Here is a 15,369-nt window from a genome sequence, read left to right on the forward strand (position 1 = left end):
ACCACAAGCCGACGATACAGTCGGCAGGGTGGTTTGTCGGAACTTTTTAACAACTCACCACATGTACTGACGGAGAATTCACAATGGATAGCAATCGTGTAGTTCGTATTATCGCTGGAACCTTTATCATGCTGACCCTGGCACTGGGCATCGAAGCGAGCCCCATCTTCCACAACATCAACTGGCTCTGGTTTACAGCCTTCGTAGGCCTTAACCTGTTCCAGAGTGGATTTACCAAGTTCTGTCCTCTCGACAACATCCTCTGGGCTCTGGGCATCAAGAAGCCTGGCGTAAATTAATCAAGATCGTATAACAGGCGGGTTAAGTAGCCATGCAAGATTTTATCGCTTTCGCAACGCAGAACTGGGTGCTGTTTATGACCCTGCTGTTCGTTTTCACGATGATTCTCTTTGAAGAGTTTTCGCGGCGCACCCGTGGTTACGAAGATATTGCTCCGGAGCAGGCGACCCGCGTAATCAATCATGATGATGCAGTCTTGCTCGATGTTCGCGACGATAAAGAGTATCGCCAGGATGGCCATATCAACGATTCCATTCACATTCCGCTGGGTGATCTGCAGCGCCGTATGGAGGAGCTCGATAAGTACAAGGGCAAGCCGGTGATCGCATACTGTCGTAGCGGTCACCGCTCTCGTGGTGCGCTGTCGATGCTCAAGCGCGAAGGTTTCGAGACACTCTACAACCTTGGCGGTGGAATTATGGCGTGGCAGAATGCCAACCTTCCGGTGAGCCGCAAGAAATAGGCTCCAATCCCAATTTTAATGAGGTAAGCATAGTGGCGAACGTTGTCATCTACAGTACCGGTTCATGTCCATACTGCGTGCGTGCGCGCATGCTGCTCGAGAAAAAGGGCATCAGCTTCGAAGAGTTTAGAATCGATGAGAAGCCTGAATTGCGACCCGAAATGGAACGTCTCAGTGGCCGTGACAGCGTGCCTCAGATCTTCATCGATGAGCGCCGTATCGGTGGTTTTGACGATATGTATGAGCTCGATATGGATGACGAACTCGATCCGTTGCTGGGATTGAGCTAAGGGTAGCCCGTATGGGTGATGCACTGCATGTTGTCTGTCCGCACTGCGATGGTGTAAACCGTCTGCCTGCTGAGAAGCTCGCCGCAGGCGGCAAGTGTGGACACTGCAGTAAGGCACTCTTCACCGCGCAACCGTTGGCCCTCGATAGCACTCGTTTTGAGAAACATCTGCAGCGAAGTGATCTGCCGCTGCTGGTCGATTTCTGGGCCGAGTGGTGTGGACCCTGCAAGATGATGGCTCCTGTCTTCAGCCAGTTTGCAGTAGAGGCCGAACCCCAGGTGCGATTAATCAAGATTGAGACCGAACAAAATCAGCAGTTAGCAGCGCGGTTCGCCATTCGTAGCATCCCAAGTCTACTGCTGTTCCGCAGTGGTCGTGAGGTGGCACGAAGTGCCGGTGCTATGGATCTACAAAATTTGAGACTCTGGCTGCAGCAGAATCTGTGACAGCCTCCGAATACCACCCTTGCCGCAGTCGATGCGGTACCGACATAGACAGGAAAGCTAATGACTGAGAACAGCAACGCCGCACCCGAGCAGAAAGAGCCACAGTTCGCCATCCAGCGTATCTATGTAAAGGACGTTTCGTTCGAGACCCCAAACTCGCCAGCGATCTTTACCGAGAAGTGGGAACCTGAGGTGACGGTTGATCTCAATTCAGCGGCTACCAAGCTTACCGATGGGGTGTTCGAGGTGCTGCTGACCGTGACGGTCACCGCCAAGCAGGGCGAGAAGACCGTCTACCTGGCCGAGGTGCAGCAGGCGGGTATCTTTGCCATGAGCGGCTTTAGCGAGAACGACCAGGCTGGCATGGTGCACAGCTATTGCCCCAATATCCTCTTCCCCTATGCACGTGAGATGGTCTCCGATCTGGTCAATAAGGGTAGCTTCCCGCAGATGATGTTGGCACCAATCAACTTCGATGCACTCTACGCACAGCACCTTCAGGAGCAGGGTCAGGCACCTGCAGTGGAAGAGACAGCGCACTAAATTCGAATTCACCAGGAGCTTCTGAATGGCGCAGCCGCGTAAGACGATTGCCGTTCTGGGTGCAGGATCCTGGGGAACGGCGCTCGCCCTACTGCTCGCCCGGGCTGGATCTGATGTCCAGCTCTGGGGGCATGAGCCTGAGCACATCCAACAGCTCAATTCTGAGGGAGAGAATTGCCGTTTTCTGCCGGGTATTCCTCTACCTGAGAATCTAAAGGCCTACGACTCTATCGAAGAGTCTCTGTGCGATGCGCACGATATTCTGGTCGTGGTACCGAGCCACGCCTTTCGCGAGACGCTGCAGAAGCTTGCACCCTACCTTCAACCCAAGCAGAGAATCGCCTGGGCCTGTAAGGGCCTTGAGCAGGAGAGCGCCAAGTTCCTGCATGAGGTCTTTAGTGAAGAGCTGGGCGATGAGATTCCCACTGCGGTTGTCTCCGGTCCCACCTTCGCCCGTGAGGTTGCTGAGGGTTTACCGACGGCGGTGACCGTTGCCTCCAATGATCAGCGGTTCGCTATCGAGTTTGCCGAAACACTTCACGATGATCATCTACGTGCCTACACCAGCAGCGATGTCACCGGTGTTGAGTTGGGTGGTGCGATCAAGAATGTGCTGGCGATTGCCGCAGGCATCGCCGATGGGCTCGGATTTGGCGCCAATACCCGTGCCGCACTGATCACCCGTGGTCTGAATGAGCTGATACAGCTAGGTGTGGCATCGGGTGGGCGTGCCGAGACCTTTATGGGGCTGGCCGGACTCGGCGATCTGGTCCTGACCTGCACCGATAACCAGTCGCGCAATCGCCGTTTCGGTCTGGCGCTGGGTAAGGGCAGCAGTGTCGATGAGGCGCGCGCCTCGATCGATCAGGTAATCGAAGGGATCGAGAGTTCACGTGAGGCGAAGCGCCGTGCCGCGATGGCCGGAGTTGAGATGCCGATCTGTGATCAGGTCTACAAGGTGATTTTTGAGGGGCTGGCACCGCAACAGGCGGTACAAAGTCTGCTGGGAAGAGAGCAGCGCCCCGAGCTGTAGCCTTAGGTCAAACGCTGCCGCTGAAGCCGTGTTGTCGCCACGCCTCGTAGAGCACCAGTGCGGTGGCGTTGGAGAGGTTGAGGCTGCGATTGTTGGGCATCATCGGTATTCGCAGCCTCTGCTCAGTGGGCAGTGACTCCAGTAGTTCAGCAGGGAGACCGCGGGTTTCGGGACCGAAGAGCAGGATATCGTCGGCTCTATAGGCGACACGATCGTAATTCTCTCGGCCACGGGTCGAGAGTGCAAAAACCCTTCCCTCTGGCAGTGCTTCTCGGAAGTTGGCGAAACTGTCATACTCGGCCACATTTGCAAACTCATGGTAGTCGAGTCCCGCGCGGCGCAAGCGCTTGTCATCAAGCTCGAAGCCGAGTGGATGGATCAGATGCAGCTGACTGCCGCTGTTGGCGCAGAGCCTAATAATGTTACCTGTATTGGGGGCGATCTCCGGTTCATACAGGGCGATGTGAAACATATTAAGTAAGTAGTGACCTATGAAGAGTGAAGAGAAAGGTATGTTGTCGAGCGAGTTCTGTGGAATGCGCTTCGATACCCCGCTGGTGCTGCTTTCGGGCTGCGTCGGTTTTGGCGAAGAGTACACGCGCATCGAGGGCTTTTCCAACCGCGATGTGGGGGCTGTCTGCCTAAAGGGGACCACCGGAACGGCGCGCCCTGGCAATGCGCCGCACCGTGTCTACGAAACGCCCAAAGGCATGCTCAATGCGATCGGCCTGCAGAATCCGGGTGTTGATCACGTCGTCGACAAGATTCTGCCGCAGCTCGACTTTGATGAGACCCGCTTTATCGCCAATGTCTCCGGCTCCACTATCGAGGAGTACATCAAGGTCACCGAGCGCTTCGAAGACTCGGCGATCGATGCGATCGAGATCAATATCTCCTGTCCAAATGTTAAAGAGGGTGGTGTCGCCTTTGGTAACGATCCGGAGATGTCAGCGCGTGTCGTTGAGGCGTGCCGCAAGGTCACATCGAAGCCACTGATCACCAAGCTCTCACCCAACCAGACCGATATCGCCGACAATGCCCGACGCTGTATCAGTGCCGGTAGTGATGCCTTTGCGGTGATCAATACCCTGATGGGTATGGCGATCGATATCGAGAGCCGTACTCCGATCATCGGAAACAACCAGGGTGGGCTCTCGGGGCCAGCAATCAAGCCGGTTGCGCTGCTTAAGGTGCATCAGGTGCATCAGGTCTGTTGCGATCACGGGGTGCCGATCATCGGACAGGGTGGTGTGACCACGGCGGAAGATGCGATCGAATTTCTGATTGCGGGTGCCTCAGCCGTGGGGGTTGGAACGGCGCTCTTCTACGATCCGCTGGTCTGTAACAAGATTAATGAGGGTATCGTTGATTACCTGAAACGCCATGAGCTGAGTAGCGTCGCACAGCTGAGTGGCACTCTGAGCCTGAATGGTGCGGTTTCAGCTTGTGATAGTAATCCTGAAAATCGTTGACAAACAGAGTGTTGAGAAACTATCCTGACGTAGAATAATAACATTAGATCTTAACTTGGGGGTTGGGCTGATTCCGTTCTTCGGCAAACGTAAGCGTGGTGACCAGATGGTGGGTGTCGCATTTTTGCGTGCCGGTATCGCCGTTGCCCGTGTGGTACGTTCTCGATCACAGCCACCCAGGCTGACCCTGTGCGATTTTCGCGCCTGTGAGGCGCACGAATATGGCGCGGTTCTTGAGGAGCTGGTCAAGGCGCACCGCCTTAAAGGCCTCCCCTGCGTTGCGGTGATGGAGCAGGGCAGTTACCAGCTGCTGCAGATGGAAGCCCCTGACGTTCCCGATAGTGAACTACGCTCCGCACTGCGCTGGAGCATTCGCGATCTAATTGACTTCCATATTGATGACGCAGTGCTCGATGTGTTCGATCTACCGGCCGATGCGCAGCGCGGCGGCAGTAATATGATGAACACCGTGGTGGCACGCAGCTCGTTGATCAAAGAGCGCGTTGAGAAGATCGAGTCTAGCGGTCTCGATATTCACGCCATCGATATTCCCGAGCTGGCACTGCGCAACATTACTTCGATGCTGCCGGAAGATGGTGCGGGCGTTGCGCTGTTGGCGATGGAGCACGATCAAGAGCAGATTCTAATCACCCGGCAGAAGCTGCTCTATCTGGCACGCAACCTCGACGTACCACTGTTGGTGGAGGATCTGGCCGACAGTGGTGATGAGTTTATCAGTGCCGAACAGCAGCAGCTGCTCGATACACTGATTCTTGAGATCCAGCGATCTCAGGACTACTACGAACGTTCGCTGACCGCCATGGAGAGCGAAGCGAAGGCAGTTAGTCCCCGATAGTCGACGCCGTCTGCCTATTCGTAGTTGAGAGCGCGAGCGAACGACGAAGAAGATGCAGCAGCGGCTTTATGTCGGCGTAGAGTCACTGAGGGAGTTGTGTAGAGCCGCGAAGAGGTGATTACGCAACGTACGCAGGACGTCGGGGCGCCGTAGGCATAAACGGTCGCGTTAGTATTTGCCGCTTGCTTGGGCTTGATGCCCAAAACAAGCTTCCGCAAAAATAGCGACTCCCCGGTCTACGCACAGCCACCGCTGCAGACACTGATGGTTGCCGCTAACGGTTCATCGATCTCCGGCATGACCTCCTATATCGCGCAGAACATGGGGCTCGCGACCAGCGAACTCGACCTCTCTTCGCAGCTGCCTGGGATTGAGCAGTTTGAGGCCGAGAAGCGTGCCAAGTCGTTGATGGCGATCGGTGCAGCGCTACGCATCGTGCAGGAAGAGTCCTAATGCAGCAGATCAATCTCTATCAGCCGGTCCTGAAGCGTAAGAGCAAGCCGCTCTCGTTCGGTTCGATGGTTCTTTTCACCACGCTATTTGTTCTGCTTTGTGGTGGCTATATCGGTTACAGCAAGTGGCAGTATCAGGAGCGTGAGACGAAGCTACAGGCATTGGAGCAGCGCGTCGAGCAGATGCGCGCCGAGAACGAGAAGCTCGAGAAGGCGTTTCCGGTCAAGCAGAAGAGTAAGCTGCTGGAGAAGCGACTGGAGCAGATACGCGTTACTCAGCAGGCTAAACAGCACGCATTGGCACTGCTCAACAGCGGCTACTTTGGCAACACCGAAGGATTCTCCGCCTATATGGAGGGGATGGCACGTCAGCGGATCGACAAACTGTGGTTGAGCAACATCGCTATAAAGCGCGGTGGCGAGCAGATGCAGATCAAGGGGAGCACCTACAGCGCCGATCTGCTACCGCGTTATCTGCAGCAGCTGGCCGTGGAGAAGGTCTTTAAGGGGCGCGAGTTTGCCATCTTCTCCATGACACGTTCGACTCAAAAGAGCCGAGAGGTTGAGTTTTCACTGCAGAGTGCCGCTGAGCAGGAGGCGAAGCCGTGAACGCTTTAATTAATCAGCTGAATGAGAAGATCGATCTGATGAGTATGCGTGAGCGCCTGCTCATTATGCTGGTGCTACTCGCGCTGCTCTTTACCGGTTTCGATACGTTACTGCTCCAGCCGATGGCCAAGCAGGAGAAGGCGCAATTGGCGAGAGAACGGGCGGGCAATACCGAGATTCAGACCCTTACCATGGCGATGGTCGAAATCACTGAGCGCAAGAGTGCCGATCCCGATCGAGAGACACGTGAGCTGATCGAACGCCATCTGCAGCAGCTTAATAAGCTCGATGCCGAACTCTACGACTTCTCTCAGCAGCTGATTCCACCCAGTGAGATGACACGCCTGCTTGAGCGAGTACTGAAAGATGAGAAGGGTTTGAAGCTGCTGAAGGTTGAGAGCCTAAAGCCAGCGGTTGTCGGTGGCGAAAGTGAAGATGAAGATGAAGAGAGTCGCCCACTGGGGGGAATCTACCAGCACGGCCTGCGGATTGAATTTGAGGGTGGCTATCTGGAAACTCTCGCCTATCTACGCAAGCTTGAAGCGCTACCATGGCGCCTCTACTGGGATACCTTGACCTACAACGTGGAGCGTTACCCCGAGTCGCGTGCATCGATTGTGGTCAACACACTCAGCTTTAATGAAAACTGGATCGGGATGTAGCTGCGGATGAAGATAAGGGCATCAATTGTGTTCGCGCTCTCGTTGACGATGGCGCTACCTGTTGCCGCAGAGCTTCAGGACCCCACGCGCCCGCCAATCAAGAAAAAGGTGGTTAAACCTGTAGTCGTCAAAAAAGCGCAGCAGAAGTGGGCGCTGAGCTATACCCTGGTTTCCGATCAGCGACGTATTGCAGTCATCAACAATAAGGTGGTGGCCGTTGGTGAGATGGTCGATGGGGCGCGGGTAGTTGAAATTGAGAGTGATGCCGTAACGCTCAAGCGTGTCGGTAAATCGATCAAGCTGGAGTTGATTTCGAGCTCGTCCACAGCCTATCAGAAGGAGTCTGTAACTCCATGAGTGGAAGTAAAAAGATGAAGCGTTTGTTACCCCTGATGATCAGTTCGGTCGTGCTATCGGCTGGATGCAGCAACTTGATGGAGAAGCGGAGTACGGCGACGCTTGAGAGCATCAATAGCGAGATGGCGCAGAGCACCCAGGTGGTCGAGCAGCCAGCTGCGAAGATTCCACCTCCAGAGGTCAAGGCGGCATTGATGCCCGGTTTTCAGGATATGGGATCGATGGGACAGCCACGCGAAAATCGCTTCGATATTACCGTCAACAATGTCCCGGCACGTGAATTCTTTATGGGCCTGGTAAAGGGCACCCATACCAACATGGTGGTGCACCCATCGGTGGAGGGGGAGATCTCGCTAAGCATGAAGCGGGTGACGGTGGATGAGGTGATGGAGACGGTACGTCGTGTTTATGGCTACGCCTATGAGCGCAGTTCAACCGGTTACGAGGTCCTCTCATCCGAGCTGCAGACACGTATCTTTGCCGTTAACTATCTCAACGTAAAACGTGTTGGTGAATCGCAGACACGGGTCAGCTCCGGTCAGGTCTCCAGTAGCGAGAGCTCCAGTGATAGCGATGATTCCGATTCAAGCACTTCGACGACCAGCGAGGCGGTTAGCGGCAGTCTGATCTCCACAGCTTCGACGGCAGATTTCTGGACTGAGCTCGATCTTGCAGTACGCACCATTGTCTGTGGCGGAGCGGTAGGTGGTTGTGGTGAGGGTCGGAGTGTCGTGGTCAGCCCGCAGTCGGGCGTGGTTGTGGTGCGTGCACGCCCTGCTCAGCTGCGTGAGGTGGAGCGTTACCTTGATACCTCACAAAACGTAATGCATCGACAGGTGATTCTTGAGGCGAAGATTCTCGAGGTAGAGCTGAGTGATGGCGCGCAGTCTGGTATCAACTGGTCGGCGCTGGCTGAGCAGAGCAGTATGAACCGTTCGCTGACCGTAGGGCAGACGGGTGGTGGTTCATCTATAGCCGATGGTTCTTCAGAAATTGCCGGCAACACAGGTGTGCTCGACCCCAACGCACTGTCCCAGATTGTTGGAACCAGTGCCTCAGCCTTTGGCGGCGTTTTCAGTCTGGCGCTCAGCAGCGGTGACTTCACCGCCTTTATTGAACTACTGAAATCGCAGGGTGATGTGCAGGTGCTCTCCAGTCCGCGTGTCGCAACCATGAACAATCAGAAGGCGGTGATCAAGGTCGGTAATGATGAGTTTTTTGTAACCGAAATTCAGAGCGATACCACCAGCGGTACCGGCGGTACCACCACCACGCCAGAGATTACCCTGACCCCCTTCTTCTCCGGTATTGCGCTCGATGTGACACCACAGATCAGCGCAGATGGTTTTGTCACGCTGCATATCCACCCCTCGGTCAGTGAGGTCACCGACCAGACCAAACACATCACCGTTGGCGGGCAGGATCAGACCCTGCCGTTGGCCTTCAGCAGCGTACGTGAATCGGACACCATTATTCGTGCGCAGAGCGGTCAGGTGGTGGTGATAGGTGGTCTGATGAAGGACAAGACCAGCCGTGACCGTGCCGCAACTCCGGGGCTGGGAGATCTGCCGATGGTTGGTAATCTCTTCCGCCACAAACGTGACAGCAAGCAGATGAGCGAACTAGTCATCCTGCTGCGCCCGATGGTGGTAAAGGATCAGAAAGACTGGATTCGTGAGCTGCAGAAATCACAGGGACGCTTCAATAGTTTTAGCGGTGAGATGGAGCGTCGTCAGACGCGTCAACGATAAGCAGTCGGTACAGAGGGATTCCGAGTCGGTGTTGGGTGAAGCGCAATGTATCTAGAGCACTTTGCACTGAGTGAGATGCCCTTCACCATCACGCCCAATACAGGTTTTTTCTTTGAGTACGGCGACTATCGTGCTGCACACAATATGCTGCTGCTGGCACTCCGCTCGGGCGAAGGTTTTCTCAAGGTCGTGGCAGAGGTCGGGATGGGTAAAACACTACTCTGTCGTGCACTGCTAAATGATCTCGGTGATGACTATGTCACCGCCTATATTCCCAATCCACAGTTGACCGCACCAGGTCTACGCATGGCGCTAGCCGATGAGCTTGGACTCGAGTTCTCACGTAACATCGGACAGCATCGACTGCTTAAACTGATAAATGAATATCTGGTGGAGCAGCACGCGGCCGGTAAGCGTGTGGTGCTCGTGATTGATGAGGCGCAGGCGCTACCCGATGAGGGATTAGAGGCGTTGCGCCTGTTGACCAATCTAGAAACCGAAAGCAGCAAACTGCTGCAAGTGGTGCTGTTTGGTCAGCCAGAACTGGATGAACGTATATCTCATCCCTCTTTGCGGCAGCTTAAACAGCGCATCACCTTTAGCCATCGTCTCAAGCCACTCGACTATCCATCACTGGTTGCCTACCTGCGTTATCGACTCCATGTTGCCGGCTATCGTGGTACCGAGTTATTTACACCCGGTGCAATGAAACGACTCTATCGCAGTAGTCGTGGCATCCCGCGTGTTATCAATATACTCAGCCACAAGGCCTTAATGGTCGCTTTTGGTAAGGGTGATGAGAAGGTGCGCAGTGGATATATGAAAGCAGCGATTCAGGACTCTACGGATGTGCTCTCATCGACCTTCAGTCGTTCGCCGATCTTGGCTTACTGGTTGGCCTCACTGCTGACCTTCTCAGCCGTAGTGATTGGTGTAGTTATTTGGAGTCGTCTGTCGTGAGCCTGATCAATGAGATGCTCAAGGACCTCGAGAGCCGTAAGGGCGTGAACGCATCACAAGGCGTGCCCTACACCGATCTCAACAGCAACATTCAGCGTAGACCGACAATACCGGTCTGGTTGATAGTGGCACTGCTTGTCGCCGCACTGCTGGTTGGTCTGGCTGCGTGGCGCATGATTAATAAGTCTAGTGCTGATGACATTAAGGTGTCGGAGAATCAGTCGACAGTAGAGCCTGTCGTTGAAAAGAGAGTGGTTGAGCCAGAACCGCTAGCTGAGCCTGAGCAGGCAAAGGCGGAAGTGGTAAAAACAGAAACTGTTGCAAAAGCGCCAGCGAAAATAATTCCTCTGGTACAAGCAACCAGGGTTGCACCTGAACTACCGATAAATAAACCGGAGCTAAAACGGACCGAGCCGAAGGTTGTGCATGAGAGGCTTGCGGGGCTATCAAGCATTGCGGTGGAATCTAAAGATGAGTGGTCACGACTCAAATTTAGCTTCAATAAACGCGTCGACTATAGGCTCGTATCGGCACGCGAAGGAAAAGAGTGGCGACTCATCATAGAAAAGGCAGAATTGAAGAGCGTTCCACCACCACCCACGGATCTGGGTGTGGTCTCACAACTCGATATTGAACATAAAGATCGCCGTCTGGAGGTGGTGATGCAGGGGGCCGTGCCGCTCAAAGCGAGCAGTAGCTCGGCACGTTCGGCGGCTAACAATGTTGTAGTGCTCGATTTTGTAGCTGATTCGAACCCGGAGCCTGTTGTTGTGGCTGTGGCAGAGAAACATAAGGTGGCCAAAGTACCTGAGCCGAAACCTCATGCAACGGTTGAGAAGCGCGCTGTAGTATTGAGCCGTGATGAGCAGGCGGAGCAGTACTATCAACAGGCGGTAGATACGCTTGAACGGGGAGAGATTGCTGAGAGTGAGTCCATCCTACGCAAGACGCTGTCCTACTCTGCAAAACATCGTGGCGCACGTGAGTCACTATCGATGTTAATGATCAATGCTAACCGCCTGCGAGAGGCAGGCGATATACTCATCGACGGCATCGCACTTGATGGGGAATACCTCAACTATCGTGAGCTCTATGCGCGTCTACTGGTGGCAGAGCGACAGGTTGATCGAGCGCTGCATATACTCAAACGTGACCTGAATGAAAAAACACTACACAGTGATCAGGACTATCTAGCACTGATTGCTGCCCTTGAGCAGCAGCTTGAACAGCACGTTGATGCGGCGTCACACTACCAGGCTCTGGTCGATCAACAGCCCGGCAGGGGACTCTGGTGGATGGGGCTGGCGATCTCCCAGGAGAGTCTCGATCAGTTCGATAGTGCACTACAGTCATATCGAAATGCAGCAGGTAGTGGCAACCTGCCGACGAACGTTGTCGACTATGTTAATGGACGTATCGGGGCGCTCGACTAGAGCCGGTGCGTAGAGGGAGTGAGATAGATGGCGGCACCTAAAAAAATCAGACTCGGTGACCTGCTGGTTGAGAGTAAGACGATCTCAGAACAGCAGCTGATGACTGCACTCTCTGAACAGAAGAAGAGCGGTCGTAAACTGGGCGCAGCATTGATCGATCTCGGTTATATCACCGAAGATCAGATGCTCAAGTTTCTATCCCAACAGTTACAGATCCCCTTTGTCGATATTCGCCAGTACCGCTTCGATCAGGAGATGGTGCGTAAACTCCCTGAAATCTACGCGCGTCGATTCCGTGCGCTGCTGCTCGATGAGCAGAATGGTGAGTGTCTGGTCGGTATGGCCGATCCGCTCGATATCTTCGCCTTTGATGATCTTTCTCGAATTCTGAAAAAGCCGATCCGTCAGGCCGTGGTGCGTGAGTCGGATCTGATGAGCACCATCGACAAGGTCTACCGCCGTACCGATGAGATCAGCAGTATTGCCGAGGAGCTAGGCGAGGAGCTGACCGAGACCGATATCGATCTGGCGCAGCTAGCCAGTACCTCCGATGTCAGCGAGGCACCGGTAGTGCGACTTCTGCAGACGATCTTTGAGGATGCGGTGGTGGCGGGTGCCTCCGATATCCATATCGAGCCCGACGAGAGTGTGCTGCGCATTCGTCAACGCATCGATGGTGTGTTGCAGGAGCAGGTGATGAATGAGAAGCGCATCGCCTCGGCACTAGTCTCGCGCATGAAACTGATGGCCAATCTTAATATTTCAGAGAAACGCCTGCCGCAGGATGGGCGCTTCAATGTGCGTATTAAAGAGAAGAGTATTGATGTACGTGTCTCGACCATGCCGATCCAGTATGGCGAATCGGTGGTTATGCGGTTGCTCGACCAATCAGGTGGTACGGCCAATCTCGATGAAGTCGGTATGCCCGATGCGATACGTGATCGCATGCGCAGGAATGTAAATAAACCTCACGGCCTGGTGCTGGTAACAGGGCCGACCGGTAGTGGTAAAACCACCACCCTCTACGCGGCGTTGAGTGAGCTGAATAAACCAGAAACCAAGATTATCACTGTTGAGGATCCGGTTGAGTACCGACTGCCGCGTATCAACCAGGTGCAGGTCAATCCAAAAATCGGCCTCACCTTTGCGGGTGTTCTACGTACCGCACTGCGTCAAGATCCCGATGTGGTTCTGATCGGCGAGATGCGTGACACCGAAACAGCCGAGATTGGACTGCGCGCCGCGATGACGGGCCACCTGGTTCTCTCCACATTACATACCAATGATGCGGTCAGTACCGCCAACCGTCTGATCGATATGGGTGCCGAGGGGTATCTGGTCGCGACCGCACTGCAAGCGATCCTGGCGCAGCGTCTGATTAGACGAATCTGCAGCGATTGCAGTGCTTCTTACGAGCCGATGCACATGAAAGAGTTTGGCTACGTAATCTGCTCGGAGAGGCCTTCACGGCGATTGAATTCAAGAAGGGTCTGGCTGTCCACACTGTAACAATACGGGTTATCGCGGCCGTATAGGCGTCTTCGAACTGCTGGAGATCGACGAGCCGCTTGCCGATGCACTACGACGTAACGACTCGAGCGGCTTTGCCAAGGCAGCGGCAGCCAACAAGGATTACCGCAAATTAGCCTTTAATGCGCTCGACTATGCACGCCAAGGTATTACCAGTCTTGAGGAGGTAGTGCGCGTCTCGGGTGAAATCGATGAGATCGAACCGCTACAGCAGGTAGTAGTTGAGCCAGCACCGGAAGTGGAGGACTAGACTGAGCGATGACGACATTCACTACAAGGCCCGCAACAAACGTGGCGAGGCGGTTGAGGGAAAACTGGAGGCTGCTTCGAGCGAACTGGTCGCCTCACAGCTGCTCAATAGCGACATCATTCCGATTAGCATCGATGAGGTGGCGGAGAAGCAGGATGTACTGGCTGATCTCAAGCGCAAGCTCGGTATCGGCCGTCCCGAACTCGATGATCTGATCCTTTTCTGTCGCCAGATGTACACCCTGGCCAAGGCGGGTGTACCGATCATAAGGGCCATTACCGGCCTTGCTGAGACATCACGTAACGCACAGCTGGTCGAGTCACTGCATCGCATGAAGTCCGATCTTGAGAGCGGCCGAGAACTCTCCACTGCAATGGCCACCTATCCTGAAATCTTCTCCACCCTGATGGTAAATATGGTGAAGGTGGGTGAGAACACTGGTCAACTCGATGAGGCGTTTGTGAAACTCTCGCAGTATCTGGAGATGGAGAAGGATACCCGCGACCGCGTGAAGGCGGCGATGCGCTACCCGACCTTTGTCATTATCTTCATCGCCATCGCAATCGGTATTGTGAATATCTTTGTGATTCCCGCTTTTGCAGGTGTCTTTGAAAAATTCGATATGGATCTGCCGTGGCAGACATCACTGCTGATCAACACCTCAAACTTCACGGTCGCCTACTGGCCCTACATCCTGAGTTTGCTGATAGTCACGATTATTGCTGTGCGCTCTTACTTAAAAACAGAGCAGGGGCGTTACCGTTGGGACCGGCGCAAGCTGCGTCTGCCGCTCGTGGGAGGCCTATTGATGCGCGCCACTCTGGCGCGCTTCACTCGCTCCTTTGCGATGACCACCCGGGCCGGCGTACCGCTGGTGCAGGCACTTACTATCGTTGCGCGCGCAGTTGATAACAGCTTCGTTTCGGAACGCATCAATAGCATGCGAAACGGCATCGAGCGTGGTGATTCACTGTTGCGCACTGCGACCGCTACCTCACTCTTTACGCCGCTGGTGCTACAGATGATCGCCGTCGGCGAGGAGACCGGTGCGGTCGACGATCTGCTTGATGAGGTGGGTGGTTTTTATGAGCGAGAGGTCGACTACGACCTGAAGAGTCTTAGCTCGGCGATCGAACCGATTCTGATCGTAGCAGTCGGTATTCTGGTGTTGATTCTGGCACTCGGCATCTTCCTGCCGATGTGGGATCTGACCCAGATTGCCAAGCGTTGAGCCATCACCTGGGCAAGGGAGTCTGCCGGATTGAGCGCTATTAAATCGAGAAGAGAGCGGGGTGCCTCGACCACCCAGTTTGTGGTGATTCTGGTGCTGCTGGGCGTCTTAATCACGGTGGCTACCGATCGAATCTGGACACTGCGGATGAGCGCTGAGCGAGTCGGTGTCGAGCATCTGATCGCCTCGCTAAAGAGTGCGTTGGCAGCGAGAATGACGTCGATTGTGGTTAAAGAGGGGGCGATGGGATGGGCGAGGCTCGATCGAGTCAATCCGATGAGTCTGCTCGGCAACGACCCGGATGCCGGGATCGTAGCTGGTAAGTTGCCGTGGAACTACATCGGTGAGCGCGACACGCTCACGCCAACCGAAATCCCGGTCCACCGCTGGTATTTCGACCGCCAGCAACGGATGCTGGTCTATCGTGTCCTCTTTGACGAGGCGTTTGAGAGCACGCTTACCGGACCGAAGCGGATCCGTTTACAGCTCCTGCTCGACTATGAGGACGATAATCGAAACGGTAGCCACGATGCGGGTGAACGGGTGAGAGCGATCTCACTGCAGGTGCTCGATAGATACCGCTGGTTGGAGAGCGAGAAAAGCTAGAGTCGTTCACATTAAGATGCCCTAGCATCATAATTTTTCAGGAAAATGTTCTTGCTATGCGTTGTAGCGCTGCGCTAGTATCGGGCCATAGCTTCTATGCGGTATAGCGCCCGTTGTTGAACTAA

General features: G+C 54.6%; 19 protein-coding genes and 1 pseudogene. 18 read left to right on the top strand and 2 right to left on the bottom strand.

The features are described 5' to 3' along the window. The first annotated feature begins 83 nt into the window (after positions 1-83). The 6 genes from HUE57_RS03390 (at position 84) to HUE57_RS03415 (ending at position 3,075) form a co-directional block, all read left to right on the top strand. On the top strand, positions 84-299 hold the full coding sequence (locus tag HUE57_RS03390; protein WP_078484094.1) for a YgaP family membrane protein: 216 nt from the start codon (positions 84-86) through the stop codon (positions 297-299). 77 nt (positions 300-376) lie between these two features. After that, positions 377-763, top strand: a complete 387-nt coding sequence (locus HUE57_RS03395) for a rhodanese-like domain-containing protein (RefSeq protein WP_236860673.1) — start codon at positions 377-379, stop codon at positions 761-763. A 32-nt stretch (positions 764-795) separates the two neighbouring features. Beyond that, positions 796-1,053 (top strand): glutaredoxin 3, encoded by a 258-nt coding sequence (grxC, locus tag HUE57_RS03400; RefSeq protein WP_078484092.1) that lies wholly within the window; start codon positions 796-798, stop codon positions 1,051-1,053. A gap of 11 nt (positions 1,054-1,064) precedes the next feature. Continuing rightward, complete coding sequence (gene trxC, locus HUE57_RS03405; protein ID WP_078484091.1) at positions 1,065-1,499, top strand: thioredoxin TrxC; 435 nt, start codon at positions 1,065-1,067, stop codon at positions 1,497-1,499. Between the two features lie 60 nt (positions 1,500-1,559). Beyond that, positions 1,560-2,042, top strand: a complete 483-nt coding sequence (gene secB, locus HUE57_RS03410) for a protein-export chaperone SecB (protein WP_078484090.1) — start codon at positions 1,560-1,562, stop codon at positions 2,040-2,042. A 25-nt stretch (positions 2,043-2,067) separates the two neighbouring features. Then, positions 2,068-3,075 (top strand): NAD(P)H-dependent glycerol-3-phosphate dehydrogenase, encoded by a 1,008-nt coding sequence (locus tag HUE57_RS03415; RefSeq protein ID WP_078484089.1) that lies wholly within the window; start codon positions 2,068-2,070, stop codon positions 3,073-3,075. 7 nt (positions 3,076-3,082) lie between these two features. Here HUE57_RS03415 and trmL read toward each other — a convergent pair whose 3' ends face one another. Continuing rightward, positions 3,083-3,547 carry a tRNA (uridine(34)/cytosine(34)/5-carboxymethylaminomethyluridine(34)-2'-O)-methyltransferase TrmL gene (gene trmL / locus HUE57_RS03420; RefSeq protein WP_078484088.1) on the bottom strand — a complete coding sequence of 155 codons (465 nt, stop codon included), beginning with the start codon at positions 3,545-3,547 and terminating at the stop codon, positions 3,083-3,085. 19 nt (positions 3,548-3,566) lie between these two features. Here trmL and HUE57_RS03425 point away from each other — a divergent pair, with 19 nt between their 5' ends. Next, on the top strand, positions 3,567-4,547 hold the full coding sequence (locus tag HUE57_RS03425) for a dihydroorotate dehydrogenase (RefSeq protein ID WP_078484087.1): 981 nt from the start codon (positions 3,567-3,569) through the stop codon (positions 4,545-4,547). A gap of 55 nt (positions 4,548-4,602) precedes the next feature. Further along, a complete protein-coding gene (locus tag HUE57_RS03430) occupies positions 4,603-5,403 on the top strand; it encodes a type IV pilus biogenesis protein PilM (protein WP_174672714.1) in 801 nt (266 codons plus the stop codon). A gap of 14 nt (positions 5,404-5,417) precedes the next feature. On the opposite strand, the gene HUE57_RS03435 is transcribed toward HUE57_RS03430, so the two are convergent. Next, complete coding sequence (locus HUE57_RS03435; protein WP_174672715.1) at positions 5,418-5,621, bottom strand: hypothetical protein; 204 nt, start codon at positions 5,619-5,621, stop codon at positions 5,418-5,420. On the opposite strand from HUE57_RS03435, the gene HUE57_RS03440 reads away from it, so the two are divergent. The 10 genes and pseudogenes from HUE57_RS03440 to HUE57_RS03485 all read left to right on the top strand — a co-directional run bounded on the left by HUE57_RS03440 (position 5,599) and on the right by HUE57_RS03485 (position 15,244). Beyond that, complete coding sequence (locus HUE57_RS03440) at positions 5,599-5,856, top strand: hypothetical protein (RefSeq protein ID WP_174672716.1); 258 nt, start codon at positions 5,599-5,601, stop codon at positions 5,854-5,856. The two genes, HUE57_RS03435 and HUE57_RS03440, sit on opposite strands and share 23 nt — an antisense overlap. Then, positions 5,856-6,464, top strand: a complete 609-nt coding sequence (locus tag HUE57_RS03445) for a PilN domain-containing protein (protein ID WP_078484085.1) — start codon at positions 5,856-5,858, stop codon at positions 6,462-6,464. The genes HUE57_RS03440 and HUE57_RS03445 overlap by 1 nt, the downstream gene beginning before the upstream one ends. Beyond that, positions 6,461-7,126 carry a hypothetical protein gene (locus HUE57_RS03450; RefSeq protein ID WP_078484084.1) on the top strand — a complete coding sequence of 222 codons (666 nt, stop codon included), beginning with the start codon at positions 6,461-6,463 and terminating at the stop codon, positions 7,124-7,126. Before HUE57_RS03445 ends, HUE57_RS03450 begins: the two co-directional genes overlap by 4 nt. 6 nt (positions 7,127-7,132) lie before the next feature. Further along, complete coding sequence (locus HUE57_RS03455) at positions 7,133-7,483, top strand: hypothetical protein (protein ID WP_135622284.1); 351 nt, start codon at positions 7,133-7,135, stop codon at positions 7,481-7,483. After that, positions 7,480-9,234, top strand: coding sequence for a pilus (MSHA type) biogenesis protein MshL (gene mshL, locus HUE57_RS03460; RefSeq protein WP_236860674.1), 1,755 nt, complete (start codon positions 7,480-7,482; stop codon positions 9,232-9,234). The genes HUE57_RS03455 and mshL overlap by 4 nt, the downstream gene beginning before the upstream one ends. A 45-nt stretch (positions 9,235-9,279) precedes the next feature. Beyond that, the gene (locus HUE57_RS03465; protein WP_078484081.1) at positions 9,280-10,194 is read left to right on the top strand and encodes an ExeA family protein; all 915 of its coding nucleotides are present in this window, start codon (positions 9,280-9,282) and stop codon (positions 10,192-10,194) included. Then, a complete protein-coding gene (locus tag HUE57_RS03470) occupies positions 10,191-11,627 on the top strand; it encodes a tetratricopeptide repeat protein (RefSeq protein ID WP_078484080.1) in 1,437 nt (478 codons plus the stop codon). Before HUE57_RS03465 ends, HUE57_RS03470 begins: the two co-directional genes overlap by 4 nt. A 27-nt stretch (positions 11,628-11,654) precedes the next feature. Continuing rightward, positions 11,655-13,407, top strand: a pseudogene (locus HUE57_RS03475) (GspE/PulE family protein). Next, positions 13,379-14,638, top strand: coding sequence for a type II secretion system F family protein (locus tag HUE57_RS03480; protein WP_236860675.1), 1,260 nt, complete (start codon positions 13,379-13,381; stop codon positions 14,636-14,638). Before HUE57_RS03475 ends, HUE57_RS03480 begins: the two are co-directional and overlap by 29 nt. Before the next feature lie 30 nt (positions 14,639-14,668). Then, positions 14,669-15,244, top strand: a complete 576-nt coding sequence (locus HUE57_RS03485) for a hypothetical protein (protein WP_135622282.1) — start codon at positions 14,669-14,671, stop codon at positions 15,242-15,244. The last annotated feature ends 125 nt before the right edge of the window (positions 15,245-15,369 follow it).

It is taken from the genome of Candidatus Reidiella endopervernicosa, assembly GCF_013343005.1.
Classification (GTDB): Bacteria; Pseudomonadota; Gammaproteobacteria.

What these genes read in the sequence shown, in the direction of transcription:
- HUE57_RS03425 (WP_078484087.1), top strand. Translation starts at nt 3,567, where the DNA reads ATGAAGAGTGAAGAGAAAGGTATGTTGTCGAGCGAGTTCTGTGGAATG.
- HUE57_RS03455 (WP_135622284.1), top strand. Translation starts at nt 7,133, where the DNA reads ATGAAGATAAGGGCATCAATTGTGTTCGCGCTCTCGTTGACGATGGCG.
- HUE57_RS03390 (WP_078484094.1), top strand. Translation starts at nt 84, where the DNA reads ATGGATAGCAATCGTGTAGTTCGTATTATCGCTGGAACCTTTATCATG.
- secB (WP_078484090.1), top strand. Translation starts at nt 1,560, where the DNA reads ATGACTGAGAACAGCAACGCCGCACCCGAGCAGAAAGAGCCACAGTTC.
- HUE57_RS03415 (WP_078484089.1), top strand. Translation starts at nt 2,068, where the DNA reads ATGGCGCAGCCGCGTAAGACGATTGCCGTTCTGGGTGCAGGATCCTGG.
- HUE57_RS03395 (WP_236860673.1), top strand. Translation starts at nt 377, where the DNA reads ATGACCCTGCTGTTCGTTTTCACGATGATTCTCTTTGAAGAGTTTTCG.
- mshL (WP_236860674.1), top strand. Translation starts at nt 7,480, where the DNA reads ATGAGTGGAAGTAAAAAGATGAAGCGTTTGTTACCCCTGATGATCAGT.
- trmL (WP_078484088.1), bottom strand. Translation starts at nt 3,547, where the DNA reads ATGTTTCACATCGCCCTGTATGAACCGGAGATCGCCCCCAATACAGGT.
- HUE57_RS03440 (WP_174672716.1), top strand. Translation starts at nt 5,599, where the DNA reads ATGCCCAAAACAAGCTTCCGCAAAAATAGCGACTCCCCGGTCTACGCA.
- HUE57_RS03465 (WP_078484081.1), top strand. Translation starts at nt 9,280, where the DNA reads ATGTATCTAGAGCACTTTGCACTGAGTGAGATGCCCTTCACCATCACG.
- HUE57_RS03445 (WP_078484085.1), top strand. Translation starts at nt 5,856, where the DNA reads ATGCAGCAGATCAATCTCTATCAGCCGGTCCTGAAGCGTAAGAGCAAG.
- trxC (WP_078484091.1), top strand. Translation starts at nt 1,065, where the DNA reads ATGGGTGATGCACTGCATGTTGTCTGTCCGCACTGCGATGGTGTAAAC.